The organism is Burkholderia sp. Bp8994 (assembly GCF_003853805.1).
Classification (GTDB): domain Bacteria; phylum Pseudomonadota; class Gammaproteobacteria; order Burkholderiales; family Burkholderiaceae; genus Burkholderia.
Genome location: NZ_QTQH01000036.1, coordinates 1 through 20907, shown reverse-complemented (window position 1 = coordinate 20907; position 20907 = coordinate 1). Strand labels below are relative to the sequence as shown.

General features: G+C 65.9%; 17 protein-coding genes. 10 read left to right on the top strand and 7 right to left on the bottom strand.

Features of this window, described 5'->3' with window-relative positions:
• Positions 1 to 65: 65 nt before the first annotated feature.
• Both coaBC and dut read left to right on the top strand, forming a co-directional pair.
• Positions 66 to 1277: a bifunctional phosphopantothenoylcysteine decarboxylase/phosphopantothenate--cysteine ligase CoaBC gene (gene coaBC, locus DIE04_RS28810; RefSeq protein WP_124486990.1), complete on the top strand. Its 1212-nt coding sequence runs from the start codon at positions 66 to 68 to the stop codon at positions 1275 to 1277.
• A 55-nt stretch (positions 1278 to 1332) separates the two neighbouring features.
• Positions 1333 to 1779 (top strand): dUTP diphosphatase, encoded by a 447-nt coding sequence (gene dut / locus DIE04_RS28805; protein WP_124486989.1) that lies wholly within the window; start codon positions 1333 to 1335, stop codon positions 1777 to 1779.
• Positions 1780 to 1842: 63 nt separating this feature from the next.
• On the opposite strand, the gene DIE04_RS28800 is transcribed toward dut, so the two are convergent.
• The 4 genes from DIE04_RS28800 to clpS form a co-directional block, all read right to left on the bottom strand.
• Positions 1843 to 2613, bottom strand: coding sequence for a membrane protein (locus DIE04_RS28800; protein ID WP_044845586.1), 771 nt, complete (start codon positions 2611 to 2613; stop codon positions 1843 to 1845).
• A gap of 152 nt (positions 2614 to 2765) precedes the next feature.
• Positions 2766 to 4145 (bottom strand): amino acid permease, encoded by a 1380-nt coding sequence (locus tag DIE04_RS28795; RefSeq protein WP_124486988.1) that lies wholly within the window; start codon positions 4143 to 4145, stop codon positions 2766 to 2768.
• Between the two features lie 103 nt (positions 4146 to 4248).
• Positions 4249 to 6549, bottom strand: coding sequence for an ATP-dependent Clp protease ATP-binding subunit ClpA (clpA, locus tag DIE04_RS28790; protein ID WP_044845584.1), 2301 nt, complete (start codon positions 6547 to 6549; stop codon positions 4249 to 4251).
• Positions 6546 to 6860: an ATP-dependent Clp protease adapter ClpS gene (gene clpS, locus DIE04_RS28785; RefSeq protein WP_006398529.1), complete on the bottom strand. Its 315-nt coding sequence runs from the start codon at positions 6858 to 6860 to the stop codon at positions 6546 to 6548. The genes clpA and clpS overlap by 4 nt, the downstream gene beginning before the upstream one ends.
• Positions 6861 to 7406: 546 nt before the next feature.
• Here clpS and DIE04_RS28775 point away from each other — a divergent pair.
• Positions 7407 to 7610 (top strand): cold-shock protein, encoded by a 204-nt coding sequence (locus DIE04_RS28775; protein WP_004196460.1) that lies wholly within the window; start codon positions 7407 to 7409, stop codon positions 7608 to 7610.
• A 178-nt stretch (positions 7611 to 7788) separates the two neighbouring features.
• On the opposite strand, the gene DIE04_RS28770 is transcribed toward DIE04_RS28775, so the two are convergent.
• The gene (locus DIE04_RS28770; RefSeq protein WP_124523863.1) at positions 7789 to 9387 is read right to left on the bottom strand and encodes a multicopper oxidase family protein; all 1599 of its coding nucleotides are present in this window, start codon (positions 9385 to 9387) and stop codon (positions 7789 to 7791) included.
• A gap of 691 nt (positions 9388 to 10078) precedes the next feature.
• Between DIE04_RS28770 and DIE04_RS28765 the strand changes: the two genes are divergently transcribed.
• Complete coding sequence (locus DIE04_RS28765) at positions 10079 to 10303, top strand: hypothetical protein (protein WP_044845583.1); 225 nt, start codon at positions 10079 to 10081, stop codon at positions 10301 to 10303.
• Between the two features lie 129 nt (positions 10304 to 10432).
• Here the strand turns inward: DIE04_RS28765 and DIE04_RS28760 are convergent, their stop codons facing one another.
• Together DIE04_RS28760 and icd are read right to left on the bottom strand one after the other, a co-directional pair.
• Positions 10433 to 12661, bottom strand: a complete 2229-nt coding sequence (locus DIE04_RS28760; protein WP_044845582.1) for an NADP-dependent isocitrate dehydrogenase — start codon at positions 12659 to 12661, stop codon at positions 10433 to 10435.
• Between the two features lie 279 nt (positions 12662 to 12940).
• On the bottom strand, positions 12941 to 14197 hold the full coding sequence (gene icd, locus DIE04_RS28755; RefSeq protein WP_044845581.1) for an NADP-dependent isocitrate dehydrogenase: 1257 nt from the start codon (positions 14195 to 14197) through the stop codon (positions 12941 to 12943).
• Positions 14198 to 14472: 275 nt separating this feature from the next.
• Here icd and DIE04_RS28750 point away from each other — a divergent pair, with 275 nt between their 5' ends.
• The 6 genes from DIE04_RS28750 to DIE04_RS29920 all read left to right on the top strand — a co-directional run.
• Positions 14473 to 15051, top strand: a complete 579-nt coding sequence (locus DIE04_RS28750) for a pseudouridine synthase (protein WP_124486986.1) — start codon at positions 14473 to 14475, stop codon at positions 15049 to 15051.
• A gap of 289 nt (positions 15052 to 15340) precedes the next feature.
• Positions 15341 to 15553: a hypothetical protein gene (locus DIE04_RS28745; RefSeq protein ID WP_072465376.1), complete on the top strand. Its 213-nt coding sequence runs from the start codon at positions 15341 to 15343 to the stop codon at positions 15551 to 15553.
• Positions 15554 to 15713: 160 nt separating this feature from the next.
• Complete coding sequence (locus DIE04_RS28740) at positions 15714 to 16214, top strand: DUF192 domain-containing protein (RefSeq protein ID WP_044845579.1); 501 nt, start codon at positions 15714 to 15716, stop codon at positions 16212 to 16214.
• Positions 16215 to 16437: 223 nt separating this feature from the next.
• Entirely contained in the window at positions 16438 to 18549 is a 2112-nt protein-coding gene (gene fusA, locus DIE04_RS28735; protein WP_044845578.1) for an elongation factor G, read from the top strand.
• 177 nt (positions 18550 to 18726) lie between these two features.
• A complete protein-coding gene (locus tag DIE04_RS28730) occupies positions 18727 to 19743 on the top strand; it encodes a HoxN/HupN/NixA family nickel/cobalt transporter (protein WP_260426328.1) in 1017 nt (338 codons plus the stop codon).
• An 845-nt stretch (positions 19744 to 20588) separates the two neighbouring features.
• Positions 20589 to 20907, top strand: a 319-nt coding sequence (locus tag DIE04_RS29920; RefSeq protein WP_185500439.1) for a hypothetical protein, incomplete at its 3' end; no start/stop codon positions are given.

Genomic DNA, 20907 nt, shown 5'->3' with positions numbered 1-20907 from the left:
GCGCATACTCGGTGGCCACGGCCGGCTTCGCGCCGGCCGTTCCGTTTGACCCTTGGAGGCCTGAGTTGGCACACGCAGAACTCGCAGGAAAACACCTCGTTCTCGGCCTGACGGGCGGCATCGCCTGCTACAAGATCGCCGAGCTCACCCGGCTGCTGACGAAGGCAGGCGCGACCGTGCAGGTCGCGATGACCGAAGCCGCCACGCAGTTCATCACGCCCGTCACGATGCAGGCGCTGTCCGGCCGGCCCGTCTACATGAGCCAGTGGGACGCGCGCATCGGCAACAACATGGCGCACATCGACCTGTCGCGCGAAGCCGACGCGATCGTGATCGCGCCCGCGTCGACGGACTTCCTCGCGAAGCTCGCGCACGGGTTCGCGGACGACCTGCTGTCGACGCTGTGCGTCGCGCGCGACTGTCCGCTGCTCGTCGTGCCCGCGATGAACCGCCAGATGTGGCAGAACCCGGCCACGCAACGCAATGCCGCGCAACTGCGCGCCGACGGCGTGTCGGTGCTCGGCCCCGATTCGGGCGCGCAGGCGTGCGGCGAAGTCGGCGACGGCCGCATGCTCGAGCCGGAGGCGATCTATGAGGCGATCGTCTCGCACTTCGCGCCGAAGGTGCTCGCGCACCGCCGCGTGCTGATCACGGCCGGCCCGACGTTCGAGCCGCTCGATCCGGTGCGCGGCCTCACGAACCGCTCGAGCGGCAAGATGGGCTTCGCGCTCGCGCGCGCCGCGCAGCAGGCCGGCGCCGACGTGCATCTCGTCGCGGGGCCGGTCGCGCTCGACACGCCGTGGGGCGTGTACCGCCAGGACGTGCAGACCGCGCAGCAGATGTACGACGCGGTGATGCAGGCGGTAGCCGACGCCGACATCTTCATCGCGGTGGCCGCGGTCGCCGACTGGCGCGTCGATCAGCCGGCCGAGCACAAGATGAAGAAGACGGCCGACCGCAAGATGCCGGCGCTCGCGTTCGTCGAGAATCCGGACATCCTCGCGTCGGTCGCGGCGCTACCCGATCCGCCGTATTGCGTCGGCTTCGCGGCCGAAAGCGGCGACCTCGACGTGCACGGCGACGAGAAGCGCAAGCGCAAGAACGTGCCGCTCCTGGTCGGCAACCTCGGCCCGCTGACGTTCGGCCGCGACGACAACGAAGTCGTGCTGTTCGAGGCAGCCGGCCTCACGCGCCTGCCGCGCGCGCCGAAGGACGAACTCGCGCACGTGCTCGTCGCGGAAATCGCGAAGCGCCTGCCGGACAACCGCCTGATCTGATTACCCGCGCGGCGGCCCGCGCCGCCGCGCCCTTCCCGACCGATTCGACGACCGCATGAAACTCGACCTGAAGATTCTCGACGCGCGCATGCGCGACTACCTGCCCGCCTACGCGACCACCGGCAGCGCGGGCCTCGACCTGCGCGCGTGTCTCGACGCGCCCGTCACGCTGCAGCCGGGCGAAACGACGCTGGTTCCGACGGGCCTCGCGATCCATCTCGAAGACCCCGGCTACGCAGCGCTGATCCTGCCGCGCTCGGGCCTCGGCCACAAGCACGGGATCGTGCTCGGCAACCTCGTCGGCCTAATCGATTCCGACTACCAGGGCCAGCTGATGGTGTCGACGTGGAACCGCGGCCAGACCGAGTTTGTGCTGAACCCGTTCGAGCGGCTCGCGCAACTCGTGATCGTGCCGGTCGTGCAGGCGCAGTTCAACATCGTCGACGACTTCGCGCAAAGCGATCGCGGCGAAGGCGGCTTCGGCAGCACCGGCCGTCACTGAACGGCGCAACGCAAAAAGGGGCCTCGCGGCCCCTTTCCTTTTTCCGATTCGGTGCGACTGCGCTCACCGCTCGGCCGTCTGCGCGATCCGCGCGGGTACGAGTTCGCGGCGCCGCGCCTGCGCGATGCTCGCGTAGATCACCAGCGCGACCAGCACGCCGAGCAGCACCGCCGACGAGCCGACCGTGCCGAGCGCGAGTCCCCCCTTGGCGACCGGTTTCGTCAGCAGGTCGCCGACCGTCGCCCCGAACGGACGCGTGAGCACGAACGCCGCCCAGAACAGCAGCACGCCGGAAATGCGCGTGAAGTAGTGCGCGAGCACGATCGCCGCGAGCAGCCCGCCGATCAGCAGCGCGCCGCCGCCAAAGCCGAGGCCCGAGCTGTCCGCGAGGAAATCGCCGAGCGCGGTGCCGAGCGTGTTCGAGAACAGGATCGCGATCCAGTACAGCAGCTCGACCTTGCGCGTGCGGATCAGGTCGACCGACAGCGATTCGCCGCTCAGGCGCCACACCGTGAAGATCGCCAGCAGGATCGCGACGAGAATCGACGAGCCGGCCGCATAGCCGAGGCCGAGCGTGCGGTCCATGAAGTCTGACATCGTCGTGCCCGCCGTGCTCGTCGCGACGATCACGGCCCAGTAGATCGCCGGGCGATATTGCGTCGTCCTGAGCTGCGCGCCGAGCGTGACGAGAAAGAAACCGAACAGCAGGATCGAGCTCACCGCATAGCCGACGTTCAGCGTCATCGAGAGCAGGTCGCCGCCGGTTTCGCCGAGCGTCGTCGCGCAGATCTTCATGATCCAGAACGCGAGCGTGATTTCGGGAAGTTTGTTCATTCGAACCCCTTTTACAGATGGCGCCGGGCTGGCGTGCGCCGGCCCGGATCGCGGACAGGTTCGAATGTAATCGCCGCCGGCTTAACGGAACCTTAGCGCGGCGGGCGTTGCGATGCCGCGCGGGCCGCAGCCCCGCGGCGGGAACGCACGCGTCAGCGCGCGTGCTGGTGCCGATAGTGCAGCGCGTACGCGAGCGTCAGCAGCACGACGAACACGACGCCGACCACCATCGTCATCCGGAATTCGCGCGTGAACGCGGTCGTCAGCAGGATCGCGCCGACGAGCCCGGCACCGAGCAGGCTGCCGAACGGGTGTCCCCACATCCGGAACGCGAGCGCCGGGCCGCGGTACCGCGCGCGAAAGCGCAGATGCGTGACGAAGATCATCATCCACGTGAACAGCGCGCCGAACATCGCGATCGCCATCATCACGGTAAACGCGGTGTCGGGCGACAGCGCGACCAGCACGGCCGCGACCGCGACGCCGCTGGTCGAGATCCACAGCGCCGCGCGCGGCACGCCGTTGCTGCCGAGCCGGCCGAACACCGCCGGCGCGAGCCGCGCGCGCGACAGGCTGAACATCATCCGCGTCGTCACGTAGAGCTGGCTGTTCATCGCCGACAGCGCCGCGATCAGCAGCACGAAGTTGATCACGCCGGCCGCATACGGCACGTGCGTCGCGGCCATCACCTTCACGAACGGGCTTTCGTCGGTGCCGGCCTGGGTCCAGGGCACGATCGCGAGCATCAGCGACAGCGTCAGCAGGTAGAACAGCACGAGCCGGAACACCGTCGAGCGGAACGCACGCGTGACCGCGTGCTGCGGATCGCGCGCCTCGCCGGCCGCGATCGCGACCGCCTCGATGCTCATGTAGCTGAAGATCGCGACGATCACCGCGACCCAGGTGCCCCACGGCCCTTTCGGCATGAAGCCGCCATGCGCGGTGTAGTTCGCGAAGCCGATGCCGGAAGCCGCCGGCGCCGACCACACGAGATACGCGCCGAGCACGATGAACACGACGATCGCCGCGATCTTCAGCAGCGAGAATGCGTATTCGACCGAGCCGTACAGCGTGACGCTCGCCAGGTTCACCGCGATCAGCAGCGCGGAGAAGCCGATCACCCAATACCAGCCGGGCACGGCCGGAAACCAGTACTTCATGAAGACGGCGATCGCGCTGATCTCGGTGCCGATCGCGAACACTACCGCGAACCAGTATGCATAGCGCACGAGAAAGCCCGCGAGCGGGCCGACGTAGTGCTCGGCATACGCGCCGAACGAACCGGCCGTCGGATGCGCGACCGTCATTTCCGCGAGCGCGCCCATCAGCAGCAGCGCGATCAGCGCGCCGATCGCGTACGAAACCAGCACGCTCGGGCCGGCGAGCCCGATCGCGAACCCGCTGCCGAGGAACAGCCCCGTGCCGATCGCGCCGCCGATCGCGATCATCGCCATCTGCCCGGACGTCAGCGCATGGCGCAAGCCTTGTTCGCGCGCGACGATGTTGTCGAACGATCGTTGTTGTTGTGTCACTGCGTTACCACTCCCCTGCACCGCCATCGCGCCACCGGCGCCAGATAAAACGAAACGGCGCGGAGAACTTCCCGCGCCGTTCGCATGAACCACGAATTATCGCTTACTCGACTTCGACCGCCTCTTCGTTCGGCTTGTGCGGCGGATTCGCCAGCTTGTCGAACGACAACTGCACCTTGTCGTTTTCGTCCACGTCGACCGTCACATGGCCGCCATTGACGAGCTTGCCGAACAGCAGCTCGTCGGCCAGCGCGCGACGGATCGTGTCCTGGATCAGCCGCTGCATCGGCCGCGCCCCCATCAGCGGGTCGAAGCCGTGCTTCGCGAGATGCTTGCGCAACGCGTCGGTGAAGAGCGCGTCGACCTTCTTCTCGTGCAGCTGCTCCTCGAGCTGGATCAGGAACTTGTCGACCACGCGCATGATGATTTCCTCATCGAGCGAGCGGAAGCTGATGATCGCGTCCAGACGGTTGCGGAACTCCGGCGTGAACAGGCGCTTGATGTCGGTCATCTCGTCGCCCGTTTCGCGGCGCGTCGTGAAGCCGATCGTCGCCTTCTGCATCGACTCGGCGCCCGCGTTCGTCGTCATGATGATGATGACGTTGCGGAAATCCGCCTTGCGGCCGTTGTTGTCCGTCAGCGTGCCGTGGTCCATCACCTGCAGCAGCACGTTGAAGATGTCCGGATGCGCCTTCTCGATCTCGTCGAGCAGCAGCACGCAGTGCGGCTTCTTCGTGACGGCTTCGGTCAGCAAGCCGCCCTGGTCGAACCCGACGTAGCCCGGCGGCGCGCCGATCAGCCGGCTCACCGCGTGACGCTCCATGTATTCCGACATGTCGAAGCGGATCAGCTCGATGCCGAGCGTGAACGCGAGCTGGCGCGCCACTTCGGTCTTGCCGACGCCGGTCGGGCCGGAGAACAGGAACGCGCCGATCGGCTTGTCCATCTTGCCGAGGCCCGCGCGCGCCATCTTGATCGACGCGGCGAGCGCGTCGATCGCCGGATCCTGGCCGAACACGACGCTCTTCAGGTCGCGATCGAGCGTCTGCAGCTTGCTGCGATCGTCCTGCGACACGCTCTGCGCCGGCACGCGCGCGATCTTCGAGATGATTTCCTCGATCTCGCTCTTGCCGATCGTCTTCTTCTGCTTCGACTTCGGCAGGATGCGCTGCGCGGCACCCGCTTCGTCGATCACGTCGATCGCCTTGTCCGGCAGGTGACGGTCGGTGATGAAGCGCGCCGACAGTTCGGCCGCGGCCGACAGCGCGCCCGACGAATACTTGACGCCGTGATGCTCCTCGAAGCGCGACTTCAGCCCGCGCAGGATCGCGACCGTCTGCTCGACGGTCGGCTCCGTCACGTCGACCTTCTGGAAGCGCCGCGACAGCGCCGCGTCCTTCTCGAAGATGCCGCGATACTCGGTGAACGTGGTCGCGCCGATGCACTTGAGCGTGCCCGACGACAGCGCCGGCTTCAGCAGGTTCGACGCGTCGAGCGTGCCGCCCGATGCGGCGCCCGCGCCGATCAGCGTGTGGATTTCGTCGATGAACAGGATCGCGTGCGGCCGTTCCTTCAGCTCCTTCAGCACCGTCTTCAGACGCTGCTCGAAGTCGCCGCGATACTTGGTGCCCGCAAGCAGCGCGCCCATGTCGAGCGAATACACCTGCGCGTTCGCGAGGATATCCGGCACTTCGCCGCGCGTGATGCGATAGGCGAGCCCTTCCGCGATCGCGGTCTTGCCGACGCCGGCCTCGCCGACGAGCAGCGGATTGTTCTTGCGACGGCGGCACAGCACCTGCACGACGCGCTCGACCTCGGGCTCGCGGCCGATCAGCGGATCGATGCGGCCGTCCTTCGCCATCTGGTTCAGGTTCTGCGTGAACTGCGCGAGCGGGGTTTCCTTCTGCGCATTCGCGTCTTCGCTTTCCGCGTTCGCGTCGGACGACTTCGCGGCTTCGCCGCCGTTCGTCTTCGCGATGCCGTGCGAAATGAAGTTCACGACGTCCAGGCGCGTGACGCCCTGCTGCTGCAGGTAGTAGACCGCGTGCGAATCCTTCTCGCCGAAGATCGCGACCAGCACGTTCGCGCCGGTCACTTCCTTCTTGCCGTTCGACGTCGACTGGACGTGCATGATCGCGCGCTGGATCACGCGCTGGAAACCGAGCGTCGGCTGGGTATCGACATCGTCGGTGCCCGGGACGGTAGGTGTGTTGTCGTGGATGAAATTGCGCAGGTTCTGACGCAAGTCCTCGATGTTGGCCGCACACGCGCGCAACACCTCGGCTGCCGTCGGATTATCCAGCAGGGCCAGCAGCAGATGCTCGACCGTAATGAACTCATGGCGCGCCTGGCGTGCTTCCATGAACGCCATGTGCAGGCTGACTTCCAATTCCTGGGCAATCATGCTTCCTCCATCACGCACTGCAGCGGATGCCCGGCCTGCCGCGCATGGGTAACGACTTGCTCAACCTTGGTCGACGCGATGTCCCGCGTATAGACCCCACAAACCCCTCGCCCTTCGCGATGGACCTTCAGCATGATCTGCGTGGCCGTCTCGCGATCCTTCTTGAAATACTCCTGTACGACCATCACGACGAACTCCATCGGCGTGAAGTCGTCGTTCAGCAGCACCACCTTGTACATCGAAGGCGGCTTGAGCTTCTGCTGCTTGCGTTCCAGGACGGTGCTGTCCTGCTTGTCCGGGATAATCGCCATACACCCATTCTAAACAACTCGGACAGGCCCGCAATCCTGCCGTTACCCGACCGACCGGCCGGTGCCCTCCCTGGTTCCCGACGACCCGCGATCGTCTTCGCACCATACGAAAGCCGGCTGCGGTGCCGGCTTTCACGCGTGGCGCGGAACACGAACCGTCAGGGGGAAACTGCACCGGACGTCGCATCCGCGTCCAGTATCCCACAAGCCGGGACGACTCGATCGCGTGTCACTCGAGCCTGGTATATGAGCCGATTATGCGTCTTTTCAAGTCCGCGCGCTCGACGGGATGCTGCAAAGCAAAGCCGGAAAAACCCTGAAAATGGGTTCTTTACAACGTCCCTCTAAACGTCTAAAAATTCCCCTTGACACTCAAATAAAGAGCGCCAACAATCAAGCTGGCACTTTTTTCAACTCGCCGGTTGGCGAAATGAAAGAGGCCGAAGGTGAGCTTGTGAGGGGGGAACGGCTGTATTTTCCGGTCGTTTAGCTTTTCGAGCGTGCTCGTGGTAAGTAGCAGCGACTGTGTGACAGGGGAAGTAGGAAATGGCAACTGGTATCGTTAAGTGGTTCAACGACGCGAAGGGCTTCGGTTTCATCACTCCCGACGAGGGCGGTGAAGATCTGTTTGCGCACTTCTCGGCCATCAACATGCAGGGCTTCAAGACCCTGAAGGAAGGCCAGAAGGTGAGCTTCGAGGTCGTTCAAGGGCCGAAGGGCAAGCAAGCGTCGAACATCCAGGCCGCGTAAGGCACCGGATATCAGACGAAGAAACCCGGCATTGCGCCGGGTTTCTTTTTTTTCAGGCCGGCCACTCGTTAATTCGATTGGCCGGCCTTTTCGTTCAATCCCGATAATCGAACACGTATTGTCTTGTTGCACGCGCAGATCGAATGCCGTCATGCGCGTGAAACATATTCGATATCCGTTACACGACCTTCAGCGTGCCCATCATGCCGAGATCCTCGTGTTCGAGAATGTGGCAATGAAACATGCGCTCGCCGGGCATGTCTTGCGTGACGAGTAGCGTCACGGTCTCGCCGCTGCGCACGTTGACGGTATCGCGCCATGCGCGGAACGGTTCGCTCGTGCGCGTGCCGTCCGACGCGCGCTCGATCACCTGGAATTGCGTGCCATGCAAGTGGAACGGGTGATCCATGTCGGTGGCGTTGCGCAGGGTCCAGCGCTCGACGTCGCCGCGGCGGCTGGTCAGCGTCGCGCGATGCGGCGCGTAGGTCGCACCGTTGATCATGAAGCGCATGCCCGCCGGGCGGCCGTGTGCCGGCCCTTTCATCATCGCGTCCATGTCCATCTTTTCGCCGAACTCGATCGTCTTCTGCGCGACCGGCTCGCCGAGCGCGGGCACCCTGCGCAGCGTCGCGGGCAGCGCGCGCGCCGCTGCAGGCGCGAACGCGACATCGGCGAGCGCCAGCGCCGGATCTGGCGGCAGGCTGCCGTGGCCGCCGTCGTGCGACATTGCCATCTTGCGGCGGTCGTATTCGGCCGCCTGCAGCACCGCGCGTGACGCGCGGTCGCCGGCGCGCACCAGCAGTTCCGCACGCTCGCCCGGCGCGAGCAGCAGCGACGTCACGCGGCGCGGCGCGTCGAACAACCCGCCGTCGGTGCCGACCTGCTCGAACGCGCGGCCGTCGTCGAACGCGACGCGCAGGTAGCGCGCGCTGCATGCGTTCCACACGCGCCAGCGCTCGTCGCCCGCGACGTCGATCTGCGGCCGGCGCGCCCCGTTGACCAGCACGAACTGGCCTTCGCGGCCGTTCATCCAGTCCATCATGTCGTTCGGCGGGATCGTGCCGTCGCGCGCGAGCTTCAGGTCGGATACGAACAGGTTGCGCTCGGGCCAGCCGGCGAGCGGGTCGTCGGCGGCGCGCACGATGAAGGGCCCCGCAAGCCCGCGGAATACCTGTTCGGCCGTCATCATGTGCGGATGGGGGTGATACCAGTAGGTGCCGGCGCTGCCCTTCGGCAGCGTGAAGCGGTACACATGCGACGCGCCCGGCGCGACCGGATCGGACGGATTGCCGTCCTGGTCGGGCGGCACCGGCAGCCCGTGCCAGTGGATCGTCGACGGTTGCGGCAGCTTGTTCACGAAGCGGATCTCGACCGTGTCGCCCTCGCGCACGTCGATCAGCGGGCCGACGACGGGCCCTTGCGTGTCCGCGCCGAACTGCCAGAACGTCGTCGGACGCGCACCGTGCAGCATCGCACGCGCGACCGGCTGCGCGACCAGCGTCGCGCGGAACGTGCCAGGTTCGCGGCTTTCGTTTGCCAGGATGCGCAGCGACGCGAGCGGCGTGCCGGCCGGCAGGGCATCGGCCGCGGCGAGCGCGGCCGGCGCCGGCTTCGCGTGCTGCGCGTGGTCCGCCATTCCCGACATGCCCGGCATGTCGTCCATCTGATCCATGCCGGCCATGCCCGCGTGACCGGCATGCTGCGCCCATGCGGCGCGCGCAAACAGCGAAGCGGCCGCGACACCGATGGCGTGCGACAGGAAGGTTCTCCGTATCATCAATCGTTCCTCGTTATTCGTGCTGCATCGCGCGGCCGTCGCGACCTGCGCGCGTGCCGGCACGGGGAAGCGCCCGTGCGACGCGCAATCCGATGCCCGCGTCATCATAACCGCAGCACTCGGTCGAAACGCCGCGACACCGCGCGAGCGTCGATACGCCGCACGACGCTGCCGGCCCGACGATTCGCGCGCCGCGCGGGCCGCGTTTTCGCTCATCGAACGACGCCGCGGGCTCCGCTGCCCTCACGCCGGCCGGGGCGATCGACGCCTTGCGTCACCCGCTTTGGTCACGCCCGATCGAAGGCATTTGCTGCCGCTGCGCATCGCGTCATCGACGCGTCGCGCGCCCTCTTTGCCTGAACCCCTCGATTTTTCACGATGTGGAACAAGTCTCTGCTTTATAAAAATTCGTGGTGCACGGCACAAATTCGCTGTTTCGCGATGCCAAAAATCATTCCGCAATACAAAACACACCAAATATCACATTGTTTTAAAAGGAGAATTTTTGTTTCGAGAAAGCGTTCTACGCGCACCATCGAGCGCGCTCGCGGACGTAGACTTTGTTCCATGCACTGACGCTTCGCCACGACGTTCGATACGGAACCCGGCGCAAGCAGCCAGTCGGGCCACAGCCGGACGCGCCGGCGGGCGGCACACCAGAATCGCTTGTGATCAGAAAGGGAGAACGGAAATGAAGGGATTTCGCTTTGGTTCAGCGCTCGGGTCGTTCTACATCCTGCCGGCAAACGGCGGCTGGGAAGCGACGTTCGGCAACGCCTCGCTCGGCGCGTTCTCGTGCCCGGAAGTGGCAGCCGACCACATCTCCCGCGGCGACTGCGAACAGCCGTCCGAACTGGATACGGCCACGCTCGAAGTGCCGCACGAAATCGCCGAATGGGAAATCGTTCACGTCTGAATGGCACGCCTGCAACGAAAAACGCCCCGGGTCACCGGGGCGTTTTCATTATCGGCGGGACGGCGAGCCGCCAGGCCCGCCGCATCTGCTGTTGCCGTTGCCAGGACGCGCGCGGTGGCGCGGCCGGCGTCAGGCGACTGCGTCGACGATGCCGTTCAGCGTTGCGCTCGGGCGCATCGCCTGGCTCGTCAGCTCGACGCTCGGACGGTAGTAGCCGCCGATCGCCTGTGCCTTGCCCTGCGCGGCCGACAGTTCTTCCAGGATGCGCGCTTCGCTGTCGGACAGCGACTTCGCGACGCCTTCGAACTGCGCCTTCAGCGCGGCGTCCTCGGTCTGCTCGGCCAGCGCCTGCGCCCAGTACAGGCACAGGTAGAAGTGGCTGCCGCGGTTGTCGAGGCCGCCGACCTTGCGCGCCGGCGACTTGTTCTCGTCCAGGAACTTGCCGGTCGCCTGGTCGAGCGTCTTCGCGAGCACGAGCGCCTTCGGGTTCTGGTAAGCGTTGCCGAGGTGTTCGAGCGACGCGGCCAGCGCGAGGAATTCGCCGAGCGAATCCCAGCGCAGGAAGCCTTCCTCGACGAACTGCTGCACGTGCTTCGGTGCCGAGCCGCCCGCGCCCGTCTCGAACATCCCGCCGCCGGCCATCAGCGGCACGATCGACAGCATCTTCGCGCTGGTGCCGAGTTCCATGATCGGGAACAGGTCGGTCAGGTAGTCGCGCAGCACGTTGCCCGTGACCGAGATCGTGTCCTTGCCCGCGCGGATGCGCTCGAGCGAGAAACGCGTCGCGTCCACCGGCGTCATGATGCGGATGTCGAGGCCGTTCGTATCGTGATCCTTCAGGTAGCGTTCGACCTTCGCGATGATCTGCGCGTCGTGCGCACGTGCCGGATCGAGCCAGAACACGGCCGGCGCGCCGGTCGCGCGGGCGCGGTTGACCGCGAGTTTGACCCAGTCCTGCACCGGTGCGTCCTTGGTCTGGCACATGCGCCAGACGTCGCCCGACTCGACCGCATGCTCGAGCAGCACGTTGCCGGCTTCGTCGGTGACGCGCACGACGCCGTCGGCCGGGATCAGGAACGTCTTGTCGTGCGAACCGTATTCCTCGGCGGCCTGCGCCATCAGGCCGACGTTCGGCACGCTGCCCATCGTGACGGGGTCGAATGCGCCATGCTGCTTGCAGTCCTCGATCACGGCCTGGTAGACGCCCGCGTAGCAGCGGTCCGGAATCACGGCCTTCGCGTCGTACAGTTCACCGTCCGGGCCCCACATGCAGCCCGACTCGCGGATCATCGCCGGCATCGATGCGTCGACGATCACGTCGCTCGGCACGTGCAGGTTCGTGATGCCCTTGTCCGAGTTGACCATCGCGAGGCGCGGACGCACCGCGTACTCGGCCTTGACGTCGGCTTCGATCGCTTCGCGCGTGTCGGCCGGCAGGTCCTTCAGGCGCGCGTACAGGTCGCCGATCCCGTTGTTCGGGTTGAAGCCGGCCTGCGCCAGCACGTCCGCGTGCTTCGCGAGCGCGTCGCGGTAGAACACCGACACGAAGTGACCGAACAGGATCGGGTCCGAGACCTTCATCATGGTCGCCTTCAGGTGCACCGAGAACAGCACGTCCTGCGCCTTCGCGTCGGCGATCTGCGCTTCGATGAAGCTGCGCAGCGCCTTGCGGCTCATCACCGAGGCGTCGATGACTTCACCGGCCTTCACGGCCGTCTTTTCCTTCAGCACCTTCTTCACGCCGTCGGCCGTCGTGAGTTCGATCTTCACGCTGCCGGCATCGGCGATCAGCGCCGACTTCTCGCTGCCGTAGAAGTCGCCTTCGGTCATGTGCGCGACGTGCGCCTTCGACGTGGCCTTCCATGCGCCCATCTTGTGCGGGTGCTTGCGTGCGTAGTTCTTGACCGACAGCGGCGCGCGACGGTCGGAGTTGCCTTCGCGCAGCACCGGGTTCACTGCGCTGCCCTTGATCTTGTCGTAGCGGGCCTTGACGGCCTTCTCTTCGTCGCTCGACGGCTCTTCCGGGTAGGCCGGCAGCTTGTAGCCCTGCGCCTGCAGTTCGGCGATCGCGGCCTTGAGCTGCGGCACCGACGCGCTGATGTTCGGCAGCTTGATGATGTTCGCTTCCGGCTTCAGCGTGAGCTGGCCCAGTTCGGCCAGATCGTCGGAACCCTTCTGCTCCGGCGGCAGGACGTCGGCGAATGCCGCGATGATGCGGCCGGCGAGCGAGATGTCGCGCGTTTCGACGGCGACGCCCGACGAGCGCGTGAAGGCCTTGACGATCGGCAGCAGCGAATAGGTCGCGAGCGCGGGCGCTTCGTCGGTGAGGGTGTAGATGATCTTGGGCGAAGTGGACATGGTCGATGCGTTGCTACGTGAAAATTTGGGACTGAGGAGCGCCGGCGGTAACCGGCGGGGAGCGACCGGGTCGATCGCGAAAGGGGCGTGCCGGCTAGCCGGGCGGTGGTGTTGCGAGGGCCGTCATGTTCTACCTTGCAGGGCACCCGGGCCGCATCGCGGCGCCGCGGCCCGCATGCCGGACCGCCCTGCCAACAAACCTGCCGTTCATGAAACGCCCCGGCGCCGGCAGTAGGCGCCGGGGCGGCCGGCGGTCCGCCGGCCTGCCCCGGAAGGGACTTACATGTTCTCGATCAGCACTTCGCCGAAGCCGGAGCACGACACCTGCGTCGCGCCTTCCATCAGACGCGCGAAGTCATACGTGACGCGCTTCTGCAGGATCGACTTCTCCATCGCGGCGATGATCGTGTCGGCCGCTTCCGTCCAGCCGAGGTGGCGCAGCATCATTTCCGCCGACAGGATCTCGGAACCGGGGTTCACGTAATCCTTGCCCGCGTACTTCGGCGCCGTGCCGTGGGTCGCCTCGAACATCGCGACCGAATCCGACAGGTTCGCGCCCGGCGCGATCCCGATGCCGCCGACCTGCGCGGCCAGTGCGTCGGAGATGTAGTCGCCGTTCAGGTTCAGCGTCGCGATCACGTCGTATTCGGCCGGACGCAGCAGGATCTGCTGCAGGAACGCGTCGGCGATCGAATCCTTGATGACGATCTCGTTGCCCGTCTTCGGGTTCTTCACGCGCATCCACGGGCCGCCGTCGATCAGCTCGCCGCCGAACTCCTTCTGCGCGAGCGCATAGCCGGCGTCACGGAACAGGCCTTCCGTGAACTTCATGATGTTGCCCTTGTGCACCAGCGTGACCGACTTGCGATCGTTGTCGATCGCGTACTGGATCGCCTTGCGCACGAGACGCTCGGTGCCTTCGGTCGACACGGGCTTGACGCCGATCCCCGAGGTTTCCGGGAAGCGGATCTTCTTCACGCCCATCTCTTCCTGCAGGAACTTGATGACCTTCTTCGCCTGCTCGGAGCCCGCGGCCCATTCGATGCCCGCGTAGATGTCTTCCGAGTTCTCGCGGAAGATCACCATGTCGATCTTTTGCGGCTCGCGCACCGGCGACGGCACACCCTTGAAATACTGGACCGGACGCAGGCAGACGTAGAGGTCGAGTTCCTGGCGCAGCGCGACGTTCAGCGAACGGATGCCGCCGCCGACCGGGGTCGTGAGCGGCCCCTTGATCGACACCACGTATTCCTTCAGCACCTGCAGCGTCTCGTCCGGCAGCCACACGTCCGGACCGTACACCTTGGTCGCCTTCTCGCCCGCGAAGATCTCCATCCAGTGGATCTTGCGCTTGCCCTTGTAGGCATGCGCGACCGCCGCGTCGACGACCTTGATCATGACCGGCGTGATATCGAAGCCCGTACCGTCGCCTTCGATGTAGGGAATGATCGGCTGATCGGAAACGTTGAGCGAGAAGTCCTTGTTGACGGTGATCTTGTCACCGCCCTCCGGAACCTTGATGTGCTGATACGGCATGATCGACTCCAGTGACGTGGCTGAGCAGGTGATGCTGGTCGAAACTGCGCGCGCGGCGAGGTGGCCTTGCCACCTTCGTGACGGCAACAGCGAGCCGCTATTCTAGCGCCCCAACCGGGGCCGGCGGCACGAAGCGCGACGCTGCGTATCAAGTCTTCCCTTATGTCTTATATAAGACAGATGACTTGCCGTTCCGTATTATGCATTAAGATTCCGCCATTTGCCATAGACCGCCCGTCCCGCCGCCCCGCGGCACGCCGGGCGGGCGCCCCGCCATGACCCTGATCGCCCTCAACAAGCCGTTCGGCACGATTTGCCAGTTTTCCGCGCACGAGACGCGGCCGTCGCTCGGCGACTGGGTAACCACGCCCGGCGTCTACCCGGCCGGCCGGCTCGACGCGGACAGCGAGGGCCTGCTGCTGCTCACCGACGACGGCGCGCTGCAGGCGCGCATCGCCGAGCCGCGCCACAAGCTCGTCAAGCGCTACTGGGCGCAGGTCGACGGCGCGCCGGGACCGGCCGACCTGAAGGCACTCGCGCGCGGCGTCGATCTCGGCGACTACGTGACGCGCCCGTGCCGCGCCGAATTCATCGAACCGCCCGAGGCGCTGTGGCCGCGCAACCCGCCGATCCGCTATCGCGCCGCGATCCCGACCACGTGGATCGAACTCGCGATCACCGAAGGCAAGAACCGGCAGGTGCGCCGGATGACGGCCGCGATCGGCTTCCCGACCTTGCGTCTCGTGCGTGTCGGCATTGGCGCGCTCGACATATTCGCGCTCGGCATTGCACCGGGCGAAACAATCGCGTTGCCGCCGCGGGCCCCCTGGGACGGTTTCGCACGCACCGAATGATGAATTCGGGACGCGCGAATTTTTCGTCATCTTTTTCGTCAACCGCCGGCGAAGATCGTGCGTTAAACCACGCAGATGCCAACCTTAGCTATCCGGCATTGGCAGCCGAACCGGTATTTCCGTGTTTGCGTCACGAAAGCGACGTTTTCTTCGAATACGATTCGGCGCCCGCAGCGCAAAGAGAAATTTCTCGAAGCGTCTGTCAACCGAAAGGTGGATGGCACCGTTAGACGACATGACTCCTATTGCCGGGTCATTTGGTTAATTAACTAAAGCTGAGGAACACAACATGAACAAACTGATCGCCGCTCTGGTCGCTGGCCTCTTCGCAACGGCAGCATTCGCACAAGCTTCGGCTCCGGAAGCTGCTTCGGCTGCTGCTCCGGCAGCTGCTTCGGCACCGGCAAAGCACGCTGCCAAGAAGCACCACGCAAAGAAGAAGCACCACGCAGCTAAGAAGGCAGCTAGCGAAGCCGAAGCACCGGCAGCTGCTTCGAACTAAGCAAGCTGTTTGTAATAACGCAGTCAAGAACACGCAGTCTTGCCGTTCTTACGGCGTTGAAAGGCAGATCACCGCGAGGCGATCTGCCTTTTTCTTTTTTGTGCCCGCCGGCGCGCTTCGCGTACCATGCGGGTCTCGTTTTCCCGATAGGAGCCCTGCTGTGCGATTCTCCCTGCGCCCGTCGCTCGGCCGCCTTGCGCGCGCCGCCGTGTTTCCCGCCGCGCTCGCCGTCCTCGCACTCGGCATGCAGACCGCCCACGCCCAGATGCCGCCCGGCGCCAAGCAGCCGGGCGAGTTCCCGCGCGTGAAGCTGCGCGCCGGCATGTACGTGATCGACGCGGCCGTCGCCGCGAACGACGCCGATCGCGAACAAGGGCTGATGTACCGGTCGCAGCTCGCGCCGAACGAAGGCATGCTGTTCGTGTTCAACGAGAACGCCGTGCACTGCTTCTGGATGAAGAACACGCTGATCCCGCTGTCGATCGCGTTCGTCCGCGCGGACGGCACGATCACCGACATCGACGAGATGAAGGCCGAGACGACCGACAACCACTGCCCGCGCAACAACGGTGTCTATGCGCTCGAAATGAGCAAGGGCTGGTTCGCGGCGAAAGGCATCAAGCCGGGCATGAAGCTCGACGGGCTGCCCAAGGCCCAGTAATCGCCATCGCCGCGGCACCGCCGCGCATCGACCGCAGCCGGCCGCCCTGCTTGTTGGGCGCCGGCTTTTTTTTCGCCGGCCGGCGGCCGCGGCCGCCTTGATACGGCGCACCTTGCCCGCATCTGCAAAAGCCACGGACAAGCGCTATGCTTTAAATCTCGCTTGTTTCAGCCCGGGCCGGCGCCGCCGTCCCGCTTACGATCCGAACCACCAGGAGGTTCACGTGCCCCGCAAAACCCCCATCGAGCGCTATCGCAATATCGGGATCAGCGCTCACATCGATGCCGGCAAGACCACGACGACCGAGCGCATCCTGTTTTACACCGGCGTGAGCCACAAGATCGGTGAAGTGCACGACGGCGCGGCCACGATGGACTGGATGGAGCAGGAGCAGGAACGCGGCATCACGATCACGTCGGCTGCGACCACGGCCTTCTGGAAAGGCATGGCCGGCAACTACCCCGAACACCGGATCAACATCATCGACACGCCCGGGCACGTCGACTTCACGATCGAGGTCGAGCGCTCGATGCGCGTGCTCGACGGCGCGTGCATGGTCTACGACTCGGTCGGCGGCGTGCAGCCGCAGTCCGAAACCGTATGGCGCCAGGCGAACAAGTACAAGGTGCCGCGCATCGCGTTCGTCAACAAGATGGACCGCATCGGCGCGGACTTCTTCCGCGTGCAGCGCCAGATCGGCGAGCGCCTGAAGGGCGTCGCCGTGCCGATCCAGATTCCGATCGGCGCGGAAGATCATTTCCAGGGCGTCGTCGATCTCGTGAAGATGAAGGCGATCGTCTGGGACGACGAAAGCCAGGGCGTGAAGTTCACGTACGAAGACATCCCCGCGAATCTCGTCGAGCTCGCGCACGAATGGCGCGAGAAGATGGTCGAGGCCGCCGCGGAAGCCAGCGAGGAACTGCTCGAGAAGTACCTGCACGACCATGAATCGCTGACCGAGGACGAGATCAAGGCCGCGCTGCGCCAGCGCACGATCGCCAACGAGATCGTGCCGATGCTGTGCGGCAGCGCGTTCAAGAACAAGGGCGTGCAGGCGATGCTCGACGCGGTGATCGACTACCTGCCGTCGCCGGTCGACGTGCCGGCCATCCTCGGTCACGACTTCCACGATCCGGAGAAGCCGGCCGAACGTCACCCGAGCGACGACGAGCCGTTCTCGTCGCTCGCGTTCAAGATCATGACCGATCCGTTCGTCGGCCAGCTGATCTTCTTCCGCGTGTATTCGGGCGTCGTCGAATCGGGCGACACGGTGCTGAACGCGACGAAGGACAAGAAGGAGCGGCTCGGCCGGATCCTGCAGATGCACGCGAACGAGCGCAAGGAAATCAAGGAAGTACGCGCGGGCGACATCGCGGCGGCAGTGGGCCTGAAGGAAGCGACGACGGGCGACACGCTGTGCGATCCGGCCAAGCCGATCATCCTCGAGAAGATGGAATTCCCGGAGCCGGTGATCTCGCAGGCCGTCGAGCCGAAGACGAAGGCCGACCAGGAGAAGATGGGCCTCGCGCTGAACCGTCTCGCGCAGGAAGATCCGTCGTTCCGCGTGCAGACCGACGAGGAATCCGGCCAGACGATCATTTCGGGGATGGGCGAGCTGCACCTCGAAATCCTGGTCGACCGGATGAAGCGCGAGTTCGGCGTCGAGGCGACGGTCGGCAAGCCGCAGGTCGCGTATCGCGAAACGGTGCGCACGACGGCATCCGATGTCGAGGGCAAGTTCGTCAAGCAGTCGGGCGGGCGCGGCCAGTACGGGCACGCGGTGATCACGCTGGAGCCGAACCCCGGCAAGGGCTACGAGTTCCTCGACGAGATCAAGGGCGGCGTGATTCCGCGCGAATTCATCCCGGCCGTCGACAAGGGCATCACCGAGACGCTGAAGAGCGGCGTGCTCGCGGGCTACCCGGTGGTCGACGTGAAGGTGCACCTGACGTTCGGCTCGTACCACGACGTCGACTCGAACGAAAACGCGTTCCGGATGGCCGGCTCGATGGCGTTCAAGGAAGCGATGCGCAAGGCCAAGCCGGTGCTGCTCGAGCCGATGATGGCCGTCGAGGTCGAGACGCCCGAGGACTTCATGGGCAACGTGATGGGCGACCTGTCGAGCCGGCGCGGCATCGTGCAGGGGATGGAAGACATCGCGGGCGGTGGCGGCAAGCTGGTGCGCGCCGAGGTGCCGCTCGCGGAAATGTTCGGCTATTCGACGTCACTGCGCTCGGCGACGCAAGGCCGTGCGACGTACACGATGGAGTTCAAGCACTACGCGGAAACGCCGGCGAACGTGTCGGAAGCCGTGATCAACGCGAAAGTGAAGTAAGCGCGGCGCACCTGCGCACTGCTGCGCGGCAAGTACGAGCCCGTCCGGTTCCGGACGGGCTTTTTTTCGTCCGTCGAACGCAGCGATGCGACCGGCCGGCGACGTTTTTGATCGGCACGCCAGGCATTTTTTTCGCATGCCACAATGCATCGCGATTCGTCCGACGGAACCCTGCCGATGCCACGCCGCCCTGCCCTGCGCCGCCTGCTGATGCTGTATGCCGGCCTCATCGCCGCGAACGTCGCCGTCTGGCTGTGGGCACTCGCGGTGCTGCGCGACCATCCGCTGCTGCTCGGCACCGCGGCGATCGCGTACGGGCTCGGCCTGCGTCATGCGGTCGACGCCGATCACATCGCCGCGATCGACGTCGCGACGCGCAAGCTGATGCAGGACGGCCGGCGTCCGGTGACGGTCGGCCTGTTCTTCTCGCTCGGCCACTCGACGATCGTGATCGCCGCGACGCTCGGCATCGCGCTGAGCGCGTTCGCGCTGCGCGACCGCTTCGACGCATTCCGCGAGATCGGCGGCACGATCGGCACGGCCGTGTCGGCCACCTTCCTGCTCGTGCTCGCGTGCATCAACCTGGTGATCCTGCGCGACGTGTGGCGGCGCTATCGCGGCGCGCCCGATCACGCGCACGACGCCGCGCATGCACATCCTCCGGCCGGCCTCGTCGGTCGGCTGCTGCGCCCGCTGTTCCGCTTCGTGTCGAAGAGCTGGCACATGTATCCGGCCGGGGTGCTGTTCGGCCTGGGTTTCGATACTGCAACCGAAATCGCGCTGCTCGCGATCGCGGCCGCACAGGCGAGCCACGCGCTGCCTCTCTATACGGTCATGCTGTTTCCCGCGCTGTTCGCGGCCGGCATGACGCTGATCGACTCGACCGACAATGTCCTGATGATGCATGCGTACGGATGGGCGATGGACGACCCGCGGCGCAAGCTGCTCTACAACGCGAGCATCACGCTGCTGTCGGCGGCCGTCGCGCTGGCCATCGGCGGGATCGAGGCCGCCGGCCTGCTCGCCGACAAGCTGTCGTTGACGGGCCCCGTGCGCGATGCGCTCGATGCACTCGGGGAACGCTTCGGCGCGATCGGTTACGGCATCGTCGCACTCTTTCTCGTCGCCTGGATCGCGTCGATCCTCTGCCATCGCTGGCCGCGCGCTGCCGACACGACGGCGCGCCAGACGTAGTCAGACGTTTCAGTTCGGAAACAAAAAGCTCACGACGACGTATCGCACGCTGTCGCGCACTCCGTGCGCGCCTTGCGCCGCGGGCATAGCCGGCCGGTGGCACGAATCTCGCAGTTAGGGATTCGCACGGCGGGCCCGCGTGCCGACTCGTGCTCGCGGCTGGCCTCCGGCGCCGGCCGGACACACGTCGGCCGCCGAAACGACACTGCATCGTTGCTGGTCCCCTGCTCCACACGTTGATGAACGCGCGTGTCGAGGCATCGCGCGCATCGGGAGGCCAATGATGAGCAGAACGAAACAACTGTCCCGCACGACGGGACGGTGCTATCGCATGACCCTGCTGGCCGCAGCCGCGATTGCGTGCTGCTGCTCGTATGCCGTCGCGCAGGACACGACAACCGTCGTTCCTGTGACCGTGCTGCCGGGTGACGGCACTTCCACCACCCCATCCGCCCAGATCGAGCAGAATGCGGCGCCTGACGCCACGTCCAGCGCGGACACCGTGATGATCTTGGCCGAAAACGCTGCGTCATGTGCGGCCAACCCGGCCGCTTGTGCGGTGCGTGTGTATGCCGGCGGCGGCAATGGCGGAAATGGCGGCCTCGGTAGCGGCGGAACGACCGGAAGCGGGAGCGCCAGCACGGGTAGCGGCGGAAACAACGGCAATGGCGCCGTCGGCCCCGCAGGCGTCGGCGGGACAACGGGCGGGACGAACGGCTCGGTTGGCTCGGGGGGCACCGGCCGCGGCGGCAATGCCGCCGGCAGCGGGGGCTCGGGCGGTGGTACTTCGGGAGGCGGTACTTCCGGGGGCGGTACTTCCGGAGGCGGTACTTCCGGAGGCGGCCATGGTGGCGGTGGCGGCTCCGGCGGTGACGGAGGCCATGGCGACGGAGGCCACGGTGACGGAGGTCACGGCGATGGAGGCCACGGTGACGGAGGTCACGGCGATGGAGGCCACGGCGACGGAGGTCACGGCGATGGAGGCCACGGTGACGGAGGTCACGGCGATGGAGGCCACGGCGACGGAGGCCACGGCGACGGAGGTCACGGCGGTGGCGGCTCCGGTGGTGGCGGAGGCCACGGCGACGGAGGTCACGGCGGTGGCGGCTCCGGCGGTGGCGGAGGCCACGGCGACGGGGGTCACGGTGGTGGCGGCTCCGGCGG